The sequence below is a fragment of the Micromonospora inaquosa genome (assembly GCF_003857055.1).
Taxonomy (GTDB): Bacteria; Actinomycetota; Actinomycetes; order Mycobacteriales; family Micromonosporaceae; genus Micromonospora; species Micromonospora inaquosa.
In genome coordinates, this window is record NZ_QGSZ01000156.1 from 1 (window position 1) to 17,390 (window position 17,390).

Here is a 17,390-nt window from a genome sequence, read left to right on the forward strand (position 1 = left end):
AGAACCCGATGGACGATGCGCTGGAAACCCGCGTTGAACGCCTTCGCCATCACCTTCAGCGACCGCTTCCCGGCCGCTGAAACCTACTAACCAAGATCGCCGGAAACACCTTTAACGAGACAGCCCCTGAGGATCACCCCGCTGCCCGGCGTTCGCCGAACAGTCTCCGTGAAGCGCTTGGGCAGCCTTGGCTAGGAGGGTGGTGGCCGGTTGGTGGTTGTCCAGCCCGATGGTGATGCCGTTGCTCGTCTTAGCGCTGGCGGCCCGCGCCCGGTGGCTGGTCTGGATCGGGGTCCGATGGTCGGGGCATTTCCGGGCCGGTGGCGCCCATGCGCAGCAGGGTCTCGATGCGGGTGACCCGGAAGTGGCGCCCGAGCGCGGTGACGTCGTCGACGGGACTGGTGTCGAGGGTGTCGGCGGCTTGTTGGTAGGCGGATGCCTGGTCGTCGGTCAGCCTCAGCAGGCGCGGTTCGATGTGGCGCAGGCCGAAGGCGATCTCGTCGCGGGCAAGCTGCGGTGTGGCCACCGCGCGACTGTAGGGCCGCCACGACCCTGCTACAGATTCGGCTGCGGCGTAGCGGGTCGGCAGGATGACCCCGACTGGGTGGGAGGCGACGGCGGCGACGCTGTCGGCGTATACGTTGGCGGGCACCTGGGCGCGGGGGTAGTGCGAGGTCGTCAGCTCTGCCCGCAGCATTGCCTCACTCAGGCCGGTCGCCCCGTCTGGGTCGATGACGATCTCTGGGGCGAGGAAGCTATCGTGGTCCTCGGCGTCGCGGGGGTCGCGGTCGGTGGGTCGGGGCGGTTCAGGCCCGTCCGGGCCGAACCGCGCGAACGTGTCCACCCGCACGATGCGGTGCACGCGACCGTTGATCACCACCTCGTTCACCTTCTCCCGGTCCAGGACGCCGAGCGCGGTGGTCAACTCCGCAGCCAGCGGGGGGTCAGTGGTCTCGTCGAGCTGCTCCATGAGGTGGTGCGCAAGCTCGTCCCGCGCGGCCTGCGGCGTATCCGACATGACGGCGTACACCTGCCACCGCCCGCGATCTATGTGCACCGCGTGGCCGAACAGTGGGGCGCCGATGCGGCTCTTCGGGTAGGTCACCGTTCGCCGTGCCGCGTCCTCCTCGGTGACCGCGCCGACCGGGTCGGCGGGCTGCTGCACCCGCAGGATGACCGGCGGCCGCACTTCGTCCGCACTCATGCCACGGATTGTGCGACGGCCCGATGACCTGTGTCACGAGGGCGCGCCTTTACCGCGGTGGCGTCGTGCGCCGCCGCCCTGCAGGAGCACCCGGCGGCTGACCTGAATCCGACGGCCTCGCCTGTCTGCCACAGTCGTCACGACATCCGTCTCCCCGACGAACTGGCCGTTTGCATCGGCCACCAGCGTGGATCAGGGCGTAGCCGGCGACCAGGTCAGCGAAGACGATCGGAACAACGGAATCCACCATCGAGGCATGAGCTGCCTTGCGAACCAGAGTCGCAACAACGTCGCCGGTCGACGTGGGCCTGTTCATCTACCCCTATTCACGTTAGGTGTCCAGCGAGGCGCTGGGCGAGTTCCTCGGGCGTGATGGTTTCGATGCCCAGTGCCCGGGCCTTGTCGCGCTTGCTGCCGGCCCTCTCCCCGGCGACGACGAGGTGGGTGCGGGCAGAGACACTTGAGGATGCGCGTCCCCCTGCCTTGGCGATCAGCTCGGTCATCTCGGTTCGGGATAGGTCCGAGAGAGGCCCGGTCATCGCGCCGGTCACCACCACGGTCATTCCCGCCAAGGGCAGCTCGCTCTTCGCCTCCTGGGCGGACGTCTCGGCCTCGCCTTCAACATCTGTGGGAGTAGAAAAGACGAAGCCCGGTTGGTTCATATTCACGCCTGCGGCGACGAGCTTGTCGATGACGGGGGCCAGGTCAGCCAGTTCTTCGAGGATCACCGGGGCCTTCTCGTTGCCGATGCCGTTGACCTGCTCCAAAGCGACGGCGTCGGCGTCTCGGATGGCTTGCATGGACCCGAAGTGCGCGGCGATGCGCAGCGACATGGAACGGCCGGTACCGAGGACGCCGAGGGCGCAGAAGACGCGATTGAGGGGCTTGGTCTTGGCCGTCTCGATCGCGGCCAGGAGGTTGTCGGCGCTCTTGGCCCCCATGCGGTCCAGGGTGAGCAGCTGATCGCGAGTGAGGGTGAACAGGTCGGCGAAGTCCTCGATCAGCCCCTTGTCGACGAGTTGCACGATGATTTTCTCGCCGAGGCCGTCGATGTCGAGCGCGTCGTGGGCCACGGCGTACCGGATCGCCTCTTTCTGGCCGCAGGAGCGCCCCCGCGCGCAGCGCCACCGCTCCTGACTGCGGTCGATGCCGGAACCGCAGCGCGGGCAGAGTTCGGGGAAGTCGATGGGCTGCTCGGTGCCGGTGCGGAGACCGGCGACCGCGCCTTCAACGCGGGGGATGACTTCGCCGGCTCGGTAGACGATGACGTGGTCTCCGAGCATCAGGCCCCGGCGAGTGATGTCGGCCGGGTTGTGCAGCGTGGCGTAGGTGATGGTAAGTTGTCACGCCTGCCGCGACCTGCTGGGACGGGGAGTCGACCGCGACCTGCCCGGGGTGCCCGTCCTCCCACGCGTTGATACCGCGCAGCAGCCGATCGTAGGTCTCGTCGTCCAAGTCTGATTCGCCGGAACCGTAATAGGCATCGGCGGCCTTTCGCGCCTGTGCGACGGCTTCAAGGTAGGCGGCGTCGTCAGCGAGGTCGACAGCGGTCGCCGCTGCGGAAGGTGTGGTCATGCTGTCCATTCTGCTGACTGCCCCTGACAGCCTGGAGGTAGAGCTGGTGGGACTCATCCCGGATGTCGCGTCGTTCTGCCTGCTGGTCCGCCGCACACATGGCAGGGCGGCCCTCCACCTGGCCCTACGGGCCTTCCGCATCGCGCGGGAGTACGTCTGCGCGGCGTTCGACATGGCCGTCGCCGCCCAACAGCCCGACGTATGGGCCTGGTCCCGCAGCACCCCTAGCTGATCGCCTACTACACCGCCGACCCGCCACCCCTTATGAGGTAGTCCCAGGAGGCCCCGTTTGGTCGGCCGGCCGTAAACCAAGGCGGGCCTACTGTCGGTGGGCGTGGCGAGGGTGCCACGATGCTTACATGAACCACAGCAGCGCCGGCTTGGTCATCTGGGACGTTGACGGGACGCTCATCCCCGCGGACTTGCGCTGGCTGACGCGCGCGATTGCTCGTGCGTACGGCATCGCGCAGTCCGAGGTTGTCTTCCCGGACAACAAGGTACATGGGTATACAGACGAGTCGATTGCCGTCGACACGGCGATCGCTTCGGGCGTGGACCCGTCAGCTGCGGAGGCGGGCATACCCGCCTTCCGTCAGGCCATTGCCGCGGTTATGCAAGAAGGTCGGCAGGAGTTGGCTGAGGTTCAGCCGCCGTATCCAGGCACTGCGGCGAGCATCGCGGAGTTGCACGATGGTGGCTTCATCCAGACCGTGCTGACCGGCAATCTGCGTTCGGCCGCCGAGGTGAAGCTGAACGTGGCGGGCTTGGATGAGTTTCTTGATCTTCGCATCGGCGGGTTCGGGTCGGACGCGCGAGATCGCTTTCAGCTTCCGGCAGTCGTGGCTCAGCGCTACTCCGCGGTCTACGGTGAGCCGCTTGATTCCGATCGAGTGATCCTCATCGGGGATGCGCCCAACGATATCGCTTGCGCGCGTCACGCCGGGTTTCGTGTCGCCGTCGTCGCTCACCGGATTGGGCGTCGAGAGCTGGTGTCCTACGAACCTGACCTGATACTTGACAGTCTCGACCCGACGGCAGTGGTGGCCGCCGTCACTTCGCTGCTGAATGCGGGCGGGTCGTCGGCTGCTCGTTAGGCGGCCATCTGTTCATCGAGTTCGAGGACAACCCGCTCGTCACGCCATCGGGCCAACCGCTGTCGGGCTCGTTGAGCTCGAGCAATGCCACGATGATTTCCACCTGCTTTCAGCTGGTCGTAGGTGTTGCCAAGCAGGGTGCAGGATTGTTCAAGTTCGCCGGCCTCGGCGTAGGCACTGGCGAGGTCCACGGCTGCTGCCAAGGCGACGTTGACGTTGGCATGATCGTGCTCCAGCATCCGTGCTGCATTTTCGAGCACGGTCACAGCCTGGTGGGGCTGGCCGAGAAGAAGATGGCATGTGCCCGCATAGACGTGGAGGCGAGCGCTGCTCCAGTCGCTGTAGAGGCCGACACAGTCAACGGGTGACAAGTCGTTGACCGCTTCTTCTGCCCGCTTCAGGGCCGCCGTGGCCTCGCGTGGAAGTCGCAGGGCGGCGAAGGCTTGGGCCTGCTCGGCGGCCACTCGAGCTCGCGCGGCGGGACTGAGATCGGCGGACGCTTGGGCGGCCTCATTGAGTAGCCGCAGGCCGATCATGGTGTCGCCGTCGGCTCCGATAAGGGTGGCGGCTTCCGAGTGGAGGTTGCTCTCGAAGATGCGTGCAGTCGCGCTGATCCTGCGGTTGCCGAGCCTGTCACCGAGTTGGCGAGCGTAGGCACAGTGAGCGAGCGCGAGGGCACGGTTGCCCTGTGCGCTCCACAACCGGCTGGCGACGATCGAAGCTTCGGCGAGCATCGCTCCGATATCAGCGCGGACGGGCGCACGGCCTGCTTTGCGGTACAGCGCCGACAGGCAATCACGGTGGGCCTCGATCAGGCCAAGTAGCGCGTCGGGTGACACGGCCTGGCGCTGCTGGGCCAGCATGCTGGTGAGCGTGGAAAAGCTGTTCCACTCGCCCATCAGGTAGTCGGTACCGGGGGTGCGAGCGATCATCTCTACAGCGGTGGAGGTGGAGGAGGACGTCTTGGCAGCGACCTGAAACGCCTGATTGGCAGCCATGCCGCTGGGCACGTGCCCGGTGCTGGCGAACCGGATGCGATCGTACTCCTGGGACAGGCTGCCGCCCGTCTCCAACAGTTCGTCGCTCCGGGCCCAGAAGTCGCGCCCCACGCGCTGCCGACCGGTCTCCACGTTCGCGATCGTGCTCCGTCCATAGCTCACCCGTGCCGCAAACGTCTCTTGCGTGTAACCAGCGGCTTTACGGCTGCGGGCCAGCATCCGACCAAGCGCGATCCATGCCTTGGCCACGTCCTGTGGTGGCACGCTCGACATCAGCAGCTCCCGATCGGTGCGGACGCTCGCACCAGGCGAGACACGGTGGCGTGGGAGCACTGTAGTGCAGGTCTGTGATGTGTCGGCTACTCGGCGGCCTTCTTCCAACATCTTTCCGACAAAGTTCCGACATCGCCCCTTGTGGCCCTGAAGTCGCGTGACTTGCACCTCTCGTATGCTCCCTGCTCGTGACACGTGAGTCGGCCAACGATGATCAAGAGGTTGAAGTCAAGTACCGCGTCGACGACCAGCAATGGTTGATCGCGGCGCTCGCCCGGCGGCAGGTGGTGTTGACGAAGCCGTCGGTGCAGGACGACCAGGCGTACGCACCGGCCGGCTGGTCGTACGGAATGTCGAAGGTCGGTGTTCCGTTCGCGCGTCTGCGCACGCAGGAGGGTCGCCATCTGTTCACCGTGAAGAAGCCGATCGACAACGAGATGGCGTGCCTGGAGCACGAATGCGTGATCTTCGACCGTGACGCCATGCACGCTGCTCTAGTCACAATGGGTTGGGTGCCAACCGTGCGAATCGTCAAGCAGCGCCGCACCGGGGCCTGGGACGGCGCGACGGTATGTGTGGACGTCGTCGACGGGCTGGGCGCGTTCGTCGAGGTGGAACGAGTGGTTAGCCCCCAGCACTCGGGTGAAGAGGTCCAGCACGGACTCGACGCGATGATTCGTTCACTCGGCTTGCCGATGCAGCGGGTGGTGGACACCTACGACACATTGATCTGGAATCTGACGAGCGCGGCCGTTAGGACGTCGGCGCCAATCTGAGTTGGTCGAGTCACTGGGGGCGTCGGGTTGAGAGCTGGCGACAGTGATGGGTGGAAGTAGAAGGTGCAATGCGATGAGACCTGGCTCGCACCGGGCTGCTGGGTCATCAGTGATCCGCGGCTCGGCAGTGAGGGCAAGGTCGACTGTGGTTCCCGTTCGCGCTTGTTCATGAGTCAGTGTTGAGGAAGCCCGAATCAGTAGCTAGGGCCTCGTACATGGCGTGCTGCCAGCAGTTGAGGGACGTTGCCGCCCAGCTGTGAGCGGTCGCACGAAGGTGCTCGCGTACCGCCGCCGGTCCCCCCTCCTGGCGCAACTGATTCAGGCGTAACCGTTCCCCGGCTACTTGCCGTGACGCCTGCGTGCCGTACAGCGTCGCTAGCCGGAACTGCGTGAACTGATGCCGGATCCGGCCCTGCATCGTCGCGGTGAAGGTCGAGTCCGGTTCGGCAAAGAAGAGAAGAGCTGGGGGGTCGAGCGACACCACCCGTGCGAACAACCACCGGCCGTTGCTCGCATGTTCGAAATATGGATGCAGGATTTGGGTCGCAGTGGTGGGTGCTACGGCGTCATTTTTGCGGTGGTTGCATTCTGAACAGGACGGCACGAGGTTATCCGGAACCACAGCCAGCAGTGGATAGCTCGCCTTTGGCAACTGGTGGTCGAGGGTGCTGACGTCGCGATGCCCACAGAACGGACAGCGGCCCTGCGGAGCTCGGGCAAGTAGCTCATCGTAGTGCCGCCGGCCGGTGGCGTTCTGGACTAAGCCTCGGGTGTACGCCCAAAGCAGATCCAACCGGCTAGCAGCGTCATCGGGCTGATTCTCGAGATCCTTCAGCCGGTGCAGCTCTCCGAAGTAAGCCGCAGACTCGTAACGCTCAGCCGCTTCACGGACATCCTTACCCAGGTGAATGAGTCGGGTGCGGCTGTCCTCGGAACGATTGCTGACGATACATGATCCGTAGAAGTTTAAGACATCCCAGCCAGCGTAGTGCGGTCGCGGTACAGGCCACATCACAGCACTCCGCCGCTATCGCGGATGGCGATCAGGGTTCGAGCGATGGCCTTCGCTTCGGTTCCTAGCCGACCGGTGAAGTGTTCCAGTAACGTCTCGTATGACATGCCGTCGCGAACGGCAGTGCGAATCATCCTGTGGTAGCCGGAGTCAGTCACCTCAAGGGAAAAGACCTCATGTGTTAGCGTGCCGACGTTCTCCCCGAACGTCTCTAGGGCGGGCCGTTGTGCGACGGCGACCGTGCCGTGGCGGCGGATTAGGGCTACGCAGGAGGATGGGACTTCCTGCAGCACGACCGGCGAGTGGGTGGCGACGATCGCGACGCCGTTGCGGTCCAGGAGAAGGTCAGACAGCGCGCGCACGAATGCGGCGAGGAGTGGTGGGTGCAGATGCGCTTCGGGTTCGTCCAGGACGACGAGGGTGCGTTCGTGAACTTGGTCGACGAGGCGAGTGATTGTGAGCAGGACGATGGCGTGGCCAGAACTGAGAGTCGCGAACAGCTCCGTGGCCATCGAACGGCGTATTTCCATAGGCGCCTCTCCGAATTCGGAGATCCACGAATCGTTTTCCAAGAAGCCAGAGCCGGAGTAGCGCAGCGTTTTCACCGCCCTGGTCCAGCGTTCGGCCGACGAACCCATCAGACAGTTGTCGAGGCTCACGGAGAACATCCGAGCCAGTTGGTCGCGTCCGAGTGGACCCGGTGAGTCGTCGTCATCCGGTGCGTACGTTCCAATGTGCACGTAGGGCACGGCCTGGTGCTCATGCGGGATGGAAACAAACTCGTCGAAGGCGCTAAAAGAAACCGCGACCACACCGCGGAAGGTTTGTTCGGATGAGATGTCACCCTCAAAAATTTGCCCTACGTCTGCGGGGTTGGCGCGCCGGTCTGCAACGGCGCGGACTAAGCTACGCAGCAGATGCGATTTGCCGACGGCGTTGCGACCGATGAGCACGTGAATGTTCGTCGGCGGCTGCTCACCGGGGCTGACGGTGAACTGCAACCTCTGCGCCCAGATCGGGCCTGTGGAGGAAGGACCGTTGGTGGGCTGATACTCAAACTCGTAGGGCGTCACGCGGGCCCCACCGTGGGCGATACGACGGAATTGATTCTCCACGACGCCTATAGGAATCCCGCGCAGCAGCGACGTGGTCGTCACGTCTAGGTCCTCTGCGCGGCGTAGCAAGGCTAGGTCGTATGCTACGTCCCGCAGTGCGGTGAGGACATCTACGCGGACTTGAGGGCTGATTGCAGCGAGCTTTTCGTAGTATGTGTCATCCTGGCCGAGAGAGAAGAATCGATCGTCCAGGGCTTGGAACTGGGAGGGTAGGTCGCCTGAGGCGACCCATCCCGGCGGGACATCAAATCCACCAAACTTGACGTTTCCGAGATCGTGCAAGGCCCCAGAGTCATCGACGATGAGTAGCTGAAACATGGTGATGTACCCGTAATCGTTCCATCGGTCGTACATCAGGAACGCCTGCTGCGGAGTTTGCGGAAGGTTGCCCTGTCCGCGCCCGATTTGGGTGAACAGCATGCGGTCTCCAAGGGTGGTCTTTTGTCAGGCGGAACGAACACGTGCAGGCCCGGTGGTGCGAGCGCTACACGCTACCCGTGAGCGGTGTTGTCGTGGTTCCCGCCGGCCAGGCCTTCGGGCGCGGCAGCTGGGTCGTTCGGCGGCTGCGCCGCCGTGGCTATCGTTCAGGAGGTCGCTGCTCGCACTTGCCGCTCGCCTAGGAAGACGTACGGGACGTCGGGGAAGCTTTGGTCCTGCCAGTGCCAGTGCCAGTGCCAGTGCCAGTGCCAGTGCCAATGCCGGCGCCGCGCCCGCCGGCACTTCGTATGTCGATGTCGGCGCTGTGCGCCCAGTGGTCGGTGAAGCCTTCAAGCCGAGGCTGGTTCAGGTAGGCGGCGGCTGTCAGATGGGGCAGTAACCCAGGGCCGGCGTGAAGGTAGTCGAAGCGGTATCCGTTGCCGGCCCGGCCGATCCAGCTATGTGCCTGCACTCCGGGATGCAGAGTCCCGTGGACGTCGGAGAGTCCGAGTGCCGTGAGGGCGTCGAGGAACTCGTACTCGAAGGTTCGGAAGCCAGGGTAGCGGGGTTGGTGGTCGCGGCTGATGACGTTGTAGTCCCCACCGACGACGAGGTGTGCGCGGTCGTCGGCGGACAGCTGGGTGAGGGCGTCGGTGGCGGTGGTGAGGAAGGTCCGCTTCTTGGCGAGTTTGGCTGGTGTCCGGTCGCTGGAGGGGACGTAGAGGCCGAGGATCGTCACAGCAGGTTCGGTGTCGAGGGTCACGGTGGGAGCCCGGCCGGGGAGGCTGATTCCGGTGGTGAAGCCTGGGGCGGGCCGGGTCGGGGTGCGGCTGGCGATGGCGCAGCCGCGGTCGCCGTCGGGTGAGGGCTGGTGGGTGATGGACATCCCGGCCGCGCGAAGACCGGCAAGCAGGTGCCGGGTGCCGGGCCCATTGCTGGTCTCGGTCAGGATGACCACGTGGTCGTCGCGCTGAAGCAGCCAGGTCAGCAAATTCCGCGCGCGTGCGAGCGCAGCGGCCTGCACGTTGATCGTCAGAATGGACAGCACGGTGAGCCTCGCTGATCAGGGACCGTCGGCGGGTAGCAGGCCGAGGATAGTGTCCACGACCCGCTCGGGAGTGAGGCCGTGGCAGACGACGACGTGTTGGCGCCACTGCTGCCGGTGCAGGTGAGCCGCCGCGTCGCGGTAGAGGGCGAGCTCCTTCTCGGGTGAGCCGGCGAGTTCCAGTCTGGTCAGCTGTGGCCGGGTTGCCAGGCGAGTGCGGATGACCTCTGGGTGGTCTTCGAGGTAGACGACGGTGGCGGGCAGGACGTAGCGGTTGTAGGACCAGATTTCGCCGAGGTCGAGCCCGTCGATGCGTTGCAGCACTAACGAGGAGGCAACGTACCGGTCAGTGACGACGTGCAGCCCGTCGTCAAGGCGGGGGATGATCTCTGTCTCGATGTGCGCGGCGCGGTCGGCGGCCAGGGCGAGGGCCAGGGCCTTGCCGTGCAGGAAGGATTCCTGCCTGCGCAGGAGTTGGCCCAGGGGTGTGCGGGTGGGCTCGCCGGTCAGGTGGACCCCGGCCGATCCGAGTTCGGCGAGACGGTCGGCCAGGAGGCGGGCAATCGTGGTTTTGCCGACTCCGTTGGGTCCTTCGACGGCGACGAACAGACTGCTCACCCCTTCGACGGGGACAACGGCAGCAAGCTGCGGCCGTTGGGTGCCGTGATGGGGCACTGCTCGGTGTCGACGTCGCCGATGCGGCCACCGGCGGCGACGACCGCGGCGGGGCAGCCCTTGCCGCACTGCCCGGCTATGTCGCAGGAGCCGCAGGTCGGGTTGGCACCGAGTTGGTAGCGGGTGTGGAAGTCGTAGGCGTCGAGGCTGGGGGCGGCCTCCCCGTCGAGGATGTTGCCCGTCAGGAACTCGGTGTCGCGGTGCGCTGAGGCGGGCGTGCGGGCGGCGAAGACCAGGTACGGGCAGACGGCGACCTGCCCGTCGACGAAGACGTAGATCAGCTTGCCGGCGTCGCAGCCACCCAGTGGCAGGTGGTCGTTGGGGAAGCGGATGCGTACGAGATCGAGCTGGTCGGCGAAACGGTCGGTCACTGCCCGGATCGCGTCCATGGCAGCTGCGGTCGCGGCGAGCTTGCCGCGGCTCTTCACTCCTCGGCCGAAGGAGGAGAGCGGGTTCATCAGCACGTATTCGGCGCCGACATCGACGGCGAACGCGCACAGATCGGCGAACTCTTCCGGGGTGGTCAGCGCGTTGGGCGTGGACAGCAGGCCCTTGAGTAGGCCGGCCTTGGCGAACTTGCGGGTGGTCGCCACGGTGGTCTCGAACGACGACCGGTCGCCGCGGAACTTGCCGTGGCTGTCGGGACGGAATCCGTCGAAGGACACGTTGATGTGGACGTTGCCGATGGCGGCGAGAGCGTCGATGTCGGCGTCGCGGGTTAGCGTCGCGTTGGTGCAAAGGCCCACCGGCAATCCTCGATCGGCTACTGCCTGGCACATGGCGATCAGGTCGGGGTGCACGAAGGGCTCACCCCCTGTGAGCGTGAGGCGTTCGACGCGGGCGTCGAGCAGCCGTGGCAGCACGCGAGTGGTGAAGTCGACCCCGGACAGGTCGGACCCGGCTGCGGTCGAGGAGACGAAGCAGTGGGCGCAGTGCAGGTTGCACCGTTCGGTGATTTGCACCAACGCCTTGCGCCCGTCGCCTCCGACGGAGGTCCGGAAGTAGCAGGACGAGGCGTGGGTGTCGACGATGAGGCGCTTCATGAGGATCTTCCTGTAGTAAATGATGAGCGGCTGGCGCTGATGGGCGGTGCTCCGAGCAGTTCCGCGGCGCCGTGGAGTTGCCGGAGGACGACTTGGGTGTGGCGCCGATCGGTGGGAGCTTGGTAGTGGCCTGCGGCGGCGGTAGTGAGCAGCCAGCAGGCTGCCCACACTCGGTGCCAGCCCAGCGCCCATCGAGCAGCGGGAAGCCCGCCCCGGTCGGCTTCAGCGTCTGGATGGCCGCCCGCGGCGACGTAGGCATGGATGAGTTGGCTGAGGAGTCGGGGTTCGGTTGGTCTGCGGGTGCCGAACCAGGTGGCCAGGTCGAGTAGGCCCGGTCCGGTGAACGCCTTGGCCCAGTCAACGAGGCGGCAGCCGGTGCGGCTGACGTGCAGCGACGTGCGGTGGAATTCGCCGTGGCACAGCCCGAACGGTGGTCGCTCGGCACCGTCGGCTCTGTGTCGTGCGGTGGCAGCGAGTCGCTGCAGCACCGCTTCGATCCCTTCCGCGTCGTGGGAGAGACGCCCTTGCCGACGAAGCTCGTCTAACGCGTCGAGTCCCTGCTCTGGTAGCCGCGCTAAGCCCTCCTCGTCGAAGGTCGGGAGGTTGGGGATGCCGGCAGTTGCATGGACCCACCGGGCCGCGGCGGCCGCCTCTGCGAACGTTGCGGTCCTTCTCGGCTCGCCCAGGTCCTCCATTAGCATGCCCAGACCGTCAGGGCGCGTTGTGTAGCCGTTCAGCAGCGGGACGGCGGCTTGCTGGTTGTTGAGCGCGCGAAGGACGGTCGCTTCGCCGGTGAACGGTGCGGTGGCGATCTTGCAGATCAAGCTGCTGCCATCGGGAAAGAGCCAGCGTTCGACGGAGGACAATTCCCATGCCTGAATGATTTGTCGCTGCGTCGGTACTCGTCGTGATGCGGCGAGCAGGTCGCCTCGTAGCTGCGTGCAGAGCTGATCATCGAGCGTGCCGCTGCTCACCGCGCACCCACTCGTTGCGAATAAGCGGTGGCGCGCTCGATCGGCGTGAGGGCGGCGTCGAGGTGCGCCGACATGCTGCCTGGCAGCCGAGGATGTGCGGCGCGTTGGAAGCCCCGGAAGTGCGGCAGTAGCCCGCATAGCACCGGGCGCCGGTCAAAGAAGGCCGGTACGTTGCCGGTGCTCTGGGCCCGGCGAAGCAGCGAGGTCAGGGCGACAATCTTGTCGGCGGTGGAGGCGAGTAGCACCGGTTGGTCGTCGACGCGGATGGGCGGGTCGGGTTCGTCCAGGGCGCGGTGTTCGGCCTGAAGAGCGGCGATGATCCGGGCGACCTCGGTCCCGTAGCCAACCGTGAGGGTCTGGTAGACGTCCCGCTCTGTCGGGGCGAATTCCGGTGCGTCGTGTAGGAGCGCAGCGACGATGACGTCCTGTGCTGGAGCGGGGACGTGTTGGCCGATGGTCACTGTGACGCGCAGCGCGTGGACCAGGGCTGGTCGGTCGTCGATGGTGTGTCCCGCGCACCACGTTCGAGCGTCTCGGAGGGCGCGTTCGATCGCGGGAGGACGGGGAGGCGATAAGACCGTCATACCCTGGTACCTCCTGATTGCCGTACGATCCTCGGCATGTCGGGTCCCCTTCCGCAGTGGTGTGAACAGACCTGCGTGGTGTGTCCGGCTCAGCAACTCGGGCCGGGCCAGTTCGATGTCATCGACCGACCGGGACCCGAATTCGCGTACCGACCTGACCTAGGGTGGCGGGCGACCGCGGACGGTGTCGCCGTTTGCGTTCATCCGTTCCGGGTGGGCCTTCCCGCCGGCCGGTATGCCTCGGATGGGGAATTGGTCCCCGATCAGGCGCCGCGACCGGCACCGACGGCAGCGGCGCTGGAGTTGCCCGCCGACGTGGTCGATTTGGAAGGTTGGCTCGTAGCCGTTTTGCGGCAGGCACCCGCCGAAGGGATCTTCGCCGCTGTTGCCCGCGCCGAGCGGCTGGCCGCCGAACGGTTCGGAGCGAAGGAAGCGGTGACGGCCCTACGGCGGGTGCTGTCGGTGGAGTTGGCTAACCGCTGACCCCGGCGGCGAGCGGCTCGTTCCGGTCGAAGTCAAAATCGTGGCTGCGTCCATCCCGGCCGAGACCAGCGGCCTGGTAGCGCTCGTTGAGCAGGCCGAGACGTCGATTCACCTCGGTCGAGTCCAGCCAGTACCGGAGTGGTTGCTCTCCCCACCCGGCGGCGGCGTAGTAGGCGTCGGTGATGCCCCCGCGGATGTAGGTGAACTCCTCCAATTCGGTGGCATGGGGGAAGGTGACGCCCAAGTCGCTCTGCAGGCGCGTCATCAGCGTGAACTGGGCCAGCACGGCGTGGATCATCTCGTCCACCGGCGCCGGAACCAGCAGTTCAGCGGCGCGCTCGTCGCCGCCGGAAAGATCGAACACGGCAGCTTTGAGCGCCAGCACGCGCAGCGCTTCGTCCAGCAGCGGCGCGGCATCGCGCTCCAGCGACCAACGGCTGATAGCCGGGTAGCCGGTGAACGTCGCCCAGCAGGTGGAGTACCGCATCGACGAGCTCTGCAGTCGGCCGTAGGCCGGGTGATCCTGCATCTTGTCGAGGATCTCGGCGGCCCGACGGCCAACCTCTCCGACCTCCGGCATGGATGAACTGGTCATGGTGCATGCCCTCCCAAGCGGTCGTGGACACGACGGACCGTCGCGCCGCCAGGCGGCTGCGGCCCCTCACCGCCTGCTCAGTCGACGCGGACGGTGACTCAAACATCAAAAGTCGTCGTCGACCGTGTCGATAAGGGTTGTCATCCAGTTCCGACAATCCGCTGACATTCATCTCTGGGTGGATGTTGTCGATGCCGGGAATGTCGGCGGATTGTCAGAACTGCTCGGCAGGGCTGGCCGACATTGATCGATTCGGTCTTAGGTCGCTCTATGCCGGCGTCATCGCCGCCGCTGGGCTGTAGTCACCAGCCAGCGATGCCAACTCACCGAGGGAAGGTTCGCCGTGCCTGTTGCCAGGAGGCTCATGCCCCTGCTGATCACGCCGCTGGTGGCGCATTTGGCCATCGCGCCGCAGCTGCTGGTGTCGACCGGCCGGCAACTTTCCCCCGGCCGCCCTGTCAGCGAGCAGGTGCTTGTTACGACGACCCGGCCCGCGACCGGGCGGCGCTCGCCGCGTGACACGGCGTGGAGCGGGCGCGGCTGCCGGGCCGCATCCACGGACAGCCGGGCGGCGGTGTGAGCGCGTCCAGTGGCGGTGCGAAGCGGGTCTCACGGGTCATAGTGGGCCGCCGGTTGGCCGATATGTCGGTGCGGTGGAAGGCCGGGCTGATCGTGCTACCGACGGTGCTGGTGGCGGTGGTGTCGGCGGGTTTCGGGTTGTGGTCCTCGGTGGGTGAGGCCCAGGCTGCCGCTGGTGCCGGGGACTTTTTCTCTGTCGGCGCGTCGGCAACCGAGGTGACGCAGCGTCTGCAGGCGGAGCGGATGGCTGCAGTGGGTCTGCTGCTGCCGGGGTCGACGGTGAAGCCTGCGGATTTCGAGCGGGCCGTGCAGGGCAGCGATGAGGCGATCTCCCGATTCCGGGTGCTGCGAGGAGAACTCGAGAACCCGCCCGGGGGCGTGCGTGGTGTTCTGTCCCGCGCTGACGCGGGGTTGGCGGATGTGCAGGCGCAGCGGCAGCGGGTGCGCGGAGACGGCCTGGTGGCGCTGTCCGCCGTGGCGTTCGGGTACCGGATCGTCATCGCCGATCTGGGGGATCTGCTGTTGGCGGTGGCTCAGAGCGGCGTGCAGCCGCAGCTCGCCGATGAAATGCGCGCGTCCGCGGCGGTGTCGCGGGCCCGTGAGGCGGTGGGTCAGCAGCAGGTGGCGGTGTTGCAGGCGGTGGCGGCGCGGCGATTGACTCCGGCGCTGCACGCGGAAGTCGTGGCCGCTCGTACCGGCCAGGACGAGGCGTTGCGCGAGTTCGACGCGTTGGCGCGACCGTCATGGAGGGCGCGATTGGGACGCACCTTGACTGGCGGGGACGTCCTCGCCGCGGTGCGGCTGGACGGGCTGTTGTCCGGCACCGGGGTGTATGAGCCGGTGCGGTTGCCGGGCGGGGCCGGGCAGTGGAGCCGAGTGATGACCAGTCGCGCGGATCTGTTGGCCCAGGTGCAGGCGGCGGTGAACGATGACATCGCGGCTGCCGCCGACGACCTGTGGATAGCGCAGGTGCGGGCCGCGGCGGTGCAAGCTGCGGTGCTGTTAGTGATGTTGCTGGTCGCCGCAGTAACGGCGCTCCGGGTGGCCCGGTCGCTGGTCGCGCAGCTGTCGTCGCTGGAGCAGGGCGCCCGTCGGGTCGCGGACGTGGAGCTGCCAGCCCTGGTGGCGCGGCTGCGGGCAACGTCGGATCCCGCGGCGGCGCAACGGCTGGCCGACGACACCGGACGCGTGGCGGTGCCGGTGGTTGGCGGGGACGAGGTCGGCCAGGTCGCAGGCGCTTTCAATCTAGTGCTGGACGTGGCGGTGAACGCGGCGGTGGGGGAGGCACGGGGGCGTGCCGTGGTCATCGCCATGATCACCTCCGTTGGTCGACGCGTGCAGGCCCTGACCGACCAACTACTGGGCAGCATCGATCGTCTTGAGCGCGACGAGGAGGACCCGGACCGGTTGGCGAAGGTGTTCGCCGCAGACCAGCAGGCCACCCGGCTGCGCCGTTATGGATCGAATCTACTGATCGTTGCCGGTGGTGGCCCCGGCCAATCGCAGCCACATCCGGTGGTGCTCGCGGACCTGGTGAACGCTGCTCTGTCGGAGACCGAAGGCTTCGCCCGGATCACGATGGAGCAGCTGGTCGAGGTCGAGGTCGACGCGCGCGCGGTCGACGCCGTGAAGTCGATCCTCGCGGAGCTGCTGGACAACGCGACCCGGTTCTCCGCCGCGCAGGTGCGGGTCTTCGCCGGGTGGTCGGGGCATGACGTGCGGATCCTTGTCGCCGACTCCGGTCTCGGGATGATCCCGGAGCAGTTCGACCGCGCCAACGCGCTGCTGGCGAGCCCGGAGGTGGAGGTTGCGGTCACTGACCAGATGGGCTTGGTCGTGATTTCCCGGCTGGCGGCACAGTTCGGGGTGCGGGTACGGCTGGGCGCTACCGAGCCGACCGGCGTCACCGCCGAGGTTCTGGTGCCGGCTGAGTACGTCACACGGGTGCACGTTCGGGAGATCGTCGTGCCCGGCCACATTGAACGGCCGTCCCGGCGGGCTCCCGCGCCGGCGGCTCACCCGGTCGCGGCGCCGTGGGCGGGGCCCGAGTGGACTGGTCCAACACGGCAAACCCCGGTGGTGCCGGAGCCACCATCACCCCCGCGCACGGACGTAACGATGGAACTGCCGCCCGTGCCTCGCCAGCGGGGCCCGGTGTCATTGCCGGTGGGCGCGCCGCGACCGCCGGACCCGCCGATGTTCCAGGCTATCGCGGCCCAATCGCCGTGGTTGTGGCCGTCTCGCAGCGACGAGCGTGGTTTCAGCACCGACGCCGACGCGGGCTGGCAGGCGGCGGCGTCCGCCGCCGAACCAGCAACCGATGGACGCACCACCTCCGGTCTGCCTCGACGTCGACCCCAGGCGCACGTCGTCCCGGGCGGCCTGCCGGCACAGCGGACCCCCTCGGAGCCCTCCGTGCAGATCGACCCGGCGGCGATCCGGGCGCAGGTCGCCGGCACGATGCGCGGCCTGCGAAACGCGCCGTCAACCCCTCCCCTTTCGACAGGAGAACGCCGATGAGCCCCGCCACTACTGCCCGCAATTCGCAGCTGTCCACTGTTCTGAACAACCTGGCCAGCCAGATACCCGCAGTGGCGCACGTCGTCGCGGTATCCGGCGACGGGCTGCTGCTGGCCAGCACCGACAGTCTGGACACCGACCGCGGCGATCAGCTCGCCGCGATCGTGTCCGGCCTTGTCAGTCTGGCGCGCGGCGCCACCGACCTGCTGCAGACGGGCGGCGTGCACTTCCAGATGCTGACGATGCGAGACGGGATCCTCGTCGTGCAGCAGGTGCCCGACGGGTCGTCACTGGCGGCGCTCGCCCGCAACGACTGCGACACGTCGCAGGTCGCCTACGAGCTGGCCACCCTGGCGGCGCGCATCGGCGACGCGGTCAGGCCAGGGCCGCGAACGGCCGGCTGAGCCGGCGTGCGGGCGGCGAAGAGC

At 66.8% G+C, this 17,390-nt stretch carries 18 protein-coding genes; 7 read left to right on the forward strand and 11 right to left on the reverse strand.

Going from position 1 to position 17,390, the window contains the following annotated elements; all coding sequences use genetic code 11:
* Nucleotides 1-250: 250 nt before the first annotated feature.
* Together DLJ59_RS07450 and DLJ59_RS07455 are read right to left on the reverse strand one after the other, a co-directional pair.
* Nucleotides 251-1,204 carry a DUF5954 family protein gene (locus DLJ59_RS07450; RefSeq protein ID WP_124771769.1) on the reverse strand — a complete coding sequence of 318 codons (954 nt, stop codon included), beginning with the start codon at nt 1,202-1,204 and terminating at the stop codon, nt 251-253.
* Between the two features lie 326 nt (nt 1,205-1,530).
* Nucleotides 1,531-2,538 (reverse strand): helix-hairpin-helix domain-containing protein, encoded by a 1,008-nt coding sequence (locus DLJ59_RS07455; RefSeq protein WP_279635732.1) that lies wholly within the window; start codon nt 2,536-2,538, stop codon nt 1,531-1,533.
* A gap of 239 nt (nt 2,539-2,777) precedes the next feature.
* On the opposite strand from DLJ59_RS07455, the gene DLJ59_RS36280 reads away from it, so the two are divergent.
* Together DLJ59_RS36280 and DLJ59_RS07465 are read left to right on the forward strand one after the other, a co-directional pair.
* Entirely contained in the window at nt 2,778-3,011 is a 234-nt protein-coding gene (locus tag DLJ59_RS36280; RefSeq protein ID WP_158630803.1) for a hypothetical protein, read from the forward strand.
* Nucleotides 3,012-3,138: 127 nt separating this feature from the next.
* Nucleotides 3,139-3,873 carry an HAD family hydrolase gene (locus tag DLJ59_RS07465; RefSeq protein ID WP_124771771.1) on the forward strand — a complete coding sequence of 245 codons (735 nt, stop codon included), beginning with the start codon at nt 3,139-3,141 and terminating at the stop codon, nt 3,871-3,873.
* On the opposite strand, the gene DLJ59_RS07470 is transcribed toward DLJ59_RS07465, so the two are convergent.
* Nucleotides 3,870-5,144 carry a helix-turn-helix domain-containing protein gene (locus tag DLJ59_RS07470; RefSeq protein ID WP_124771772.1) on the reverse strand — a complete coding sequence of 425 codons (1,275 nt, stop codon included), beginning with the start codon at nt 5,142-5,144 and terminating at the stop codon, nt 3,870-3,872. The two genes, DLJ59_RS07465 and DLJ59_RS07470, sit on opposite strands and share 4 nt — an antisense overlap.
* A gap of 188 nt (nt 5,145-5,332) precedes the next feature.
* Here DLJ59_RS07470 and DLJ59_RS07475 point away from each other — a divergent pair, with 188 nt between their 5' ends.
* A complete protein-coding gene (locus DLJ59_RS07475; RefSeq protein WP_124771773.1) occupies nt 5,333-5,920 on the forward strand; it encodes a class IV adenylate cyclase in 588 nt (195 codons plus the stop codon).
* Nucleotides 5,921-6,086: 166 nt separating this feature from the next.
* Here DLJ59_RS07475 and DLJ59_RS07480 read toward each other — a convergent pair whose 3' ends face one another.
* The 7 genes from DLJ59_RS07480 to DLJ59_RS07510 all read right to left on the reverse strand — a co-directional run bounded on the left by DLJ59_RS07480 (nt 6,087) and on the right by DLJ59_RS07510 (nt 12,662).
* A complete protein-coding gene (locus DLJ59_RS07480; RefSeq protein ID WP_124771774.1) occupies nt 6,087-6,932 on the reverse strand; it encodes an HNH endonuclease in 846 nt (281 codons plus the stop codon).
* Nucleotides 6,932-8,467 (reverse strand): AAA family ATPase, encoded by a 1,536-nt coding sequence (locus tag DLJ59_RS07485; RefSeq protein WP_124771775.1) that lies wholly within the window; start codon nt 8,465-8,467, stop codon nt 6,932-6,934. The genes DLJ59_RS07480 and DLJ59_RS07485 overlap by 1 nt, the downstream gene beginning before the upstream one ends.
* A gap of 196 nt (nt 8,468-8,663) precedes the next feature.
* On the reverse strand, nt 8,664-9,512 hold the full coding sequence (locus DLJ59_RS07490; RefSeq protein WP_124771776.1) for an endonuclease/exonuclease/phosphatase family protein: 849 nt from the start codon (nt 9,510-9,512) through the stop codon (nt 8,664-8,666).
* 15 nt (nt 9,513-9,527) lie between these two features.
* On the reverse strand, nt 9,528-10,127 hold the full coding sequence (gene tmk / locus DLJ59_RS07495) for a dTMP kinase (RefSeq protein ID WP_158630804.1): 600 nt from the start codon (nt 10,125-10,127) through the stop codon (nt 9,528-9,530).
* On the reverse strand, nt 10,124-11,227 hold the full coding sequence (locus DLJ59_RS37265) for a radical SAM protein (RefSeq protein WP_124771778.1): 1,104 nt from the start codon (nt 11,225-11,227) through the stop codon (nt 10,124-10,126). Before DLJ59_RS37265 ends, tmk begins: the two co-directional genes overlap by 4 nt.
* Nucleotides 11,224-12,201, reverse strand: a complete 978-nt coding sequence (locus DLJ59_RS07505) for an aminoglycoside phosphotransferase family protein (protein ID WP_124771779.1) — start codon at nt 12,199-12,201, stop codon at nt 11,224-11,226. The genes DLJ59_RS37265 and DLJ59_RS07505 overlap by 4 nt, the downstream gene beginning before the upstream one ends.
* On the reverse strand, nt 12,198-12,662 hold the full coding sequence (locus DLJ59_RS07510; RefSeq protein ID WP_244235884.1) for a metal-dependent phosphohydrolase: 465 nt from the start codon (nt 12,660-12,662) through the stop codon (nt 12,198-12,200). The genes DLJ59_RS07505 and DLJ59_RS07510 overlap by 4 nt, the downstream gene beginning before the upstream one ends.
* A 375-nt stretch (nt 12,663-13,037) precedes the next feature.
* Between DLJ59_RS07510 and DLJ59_RS37270 the strand changes: the two genes are divergently transcribed.
* Nucleotides 13,038-13,268, forward strand: coding sequence for a hypothetical protein (locus DLJ59_RS37270; protein ID WP_244235885.1), 231 nt, complete (start codon nt 13,038-13,040; stop codon nt 13,266-13,268).
* Here the strand turns inward: DLJ59_RS37270 and DLJ59_RS07520 are convergent.
* Nucleotides 13,258-13,848 carry a hypothetical protein gene (locus DLJ59_RS07520; protein WP_244235886.1) on the reverse strand — a complete coding sequence of 197 codons (591 nt, stop codon included), beginning with the start codon at nt 13,846-13,848 and terminating at the stop codon, nt 13,258-13,260. The genes DLJ59_RS37270 and DLJ59_RS07520 overlap by 11 nt on opposite strands.
* A gap of 379 nt (nt 13,849-14,227) precedes the next feature.
* Here DLJ59_RS07520 and DLJ59_RS07525 point away from each other — a divergent pair, with 379 nt between their 5' ends.
* The 3 genes from DLJ59_RS07525 (at nt 14,228) to DLJ59_RS07535 (ending at nt 17,366) form a co-directional block, all read left to right on the forward strand.
* Nucleotides 14,228-14,443, forward strand: a complete 216-nt coding sequence (locus tag DLJ59_RS07525; RefSeq protein WP_124771783.1) for a hypothetical protein — start codon at nt 14,228-14,230, stop codon at nt 14,441-14,443.
* Between the two features lie 62 nt (nt 14,444-14,505).
* Complete coding sequence (locus tag DLJ59_RS07530; RefSeq protein ID WP_124771804.1) at nt 14,506-16,962, forward strand: sensor histidine kinase; 2,457 nt, start codon at nt 14,506-14,508, stop codon at nt 16,960-16,962.
* On the forward strand, nt 16,959-17,366 hold the full coding sequence (locus DLJ59_RS07535) for a roadblock/LC7 domain-containing protein (RefSeq protein ID WP_124771784.1): 408 nt from the start codon (nt 16,959-16,961) through the stop codon (nt 17,364-17,366). The genes DLJ59_RS07530 and DLJ59_RS07535 overlap by 4 nt, the downstream gene beginning before the upstream one ends.
* The last annotated feature ends 24 nt before the right edge of the window (nt 17,367-17,390 follow it).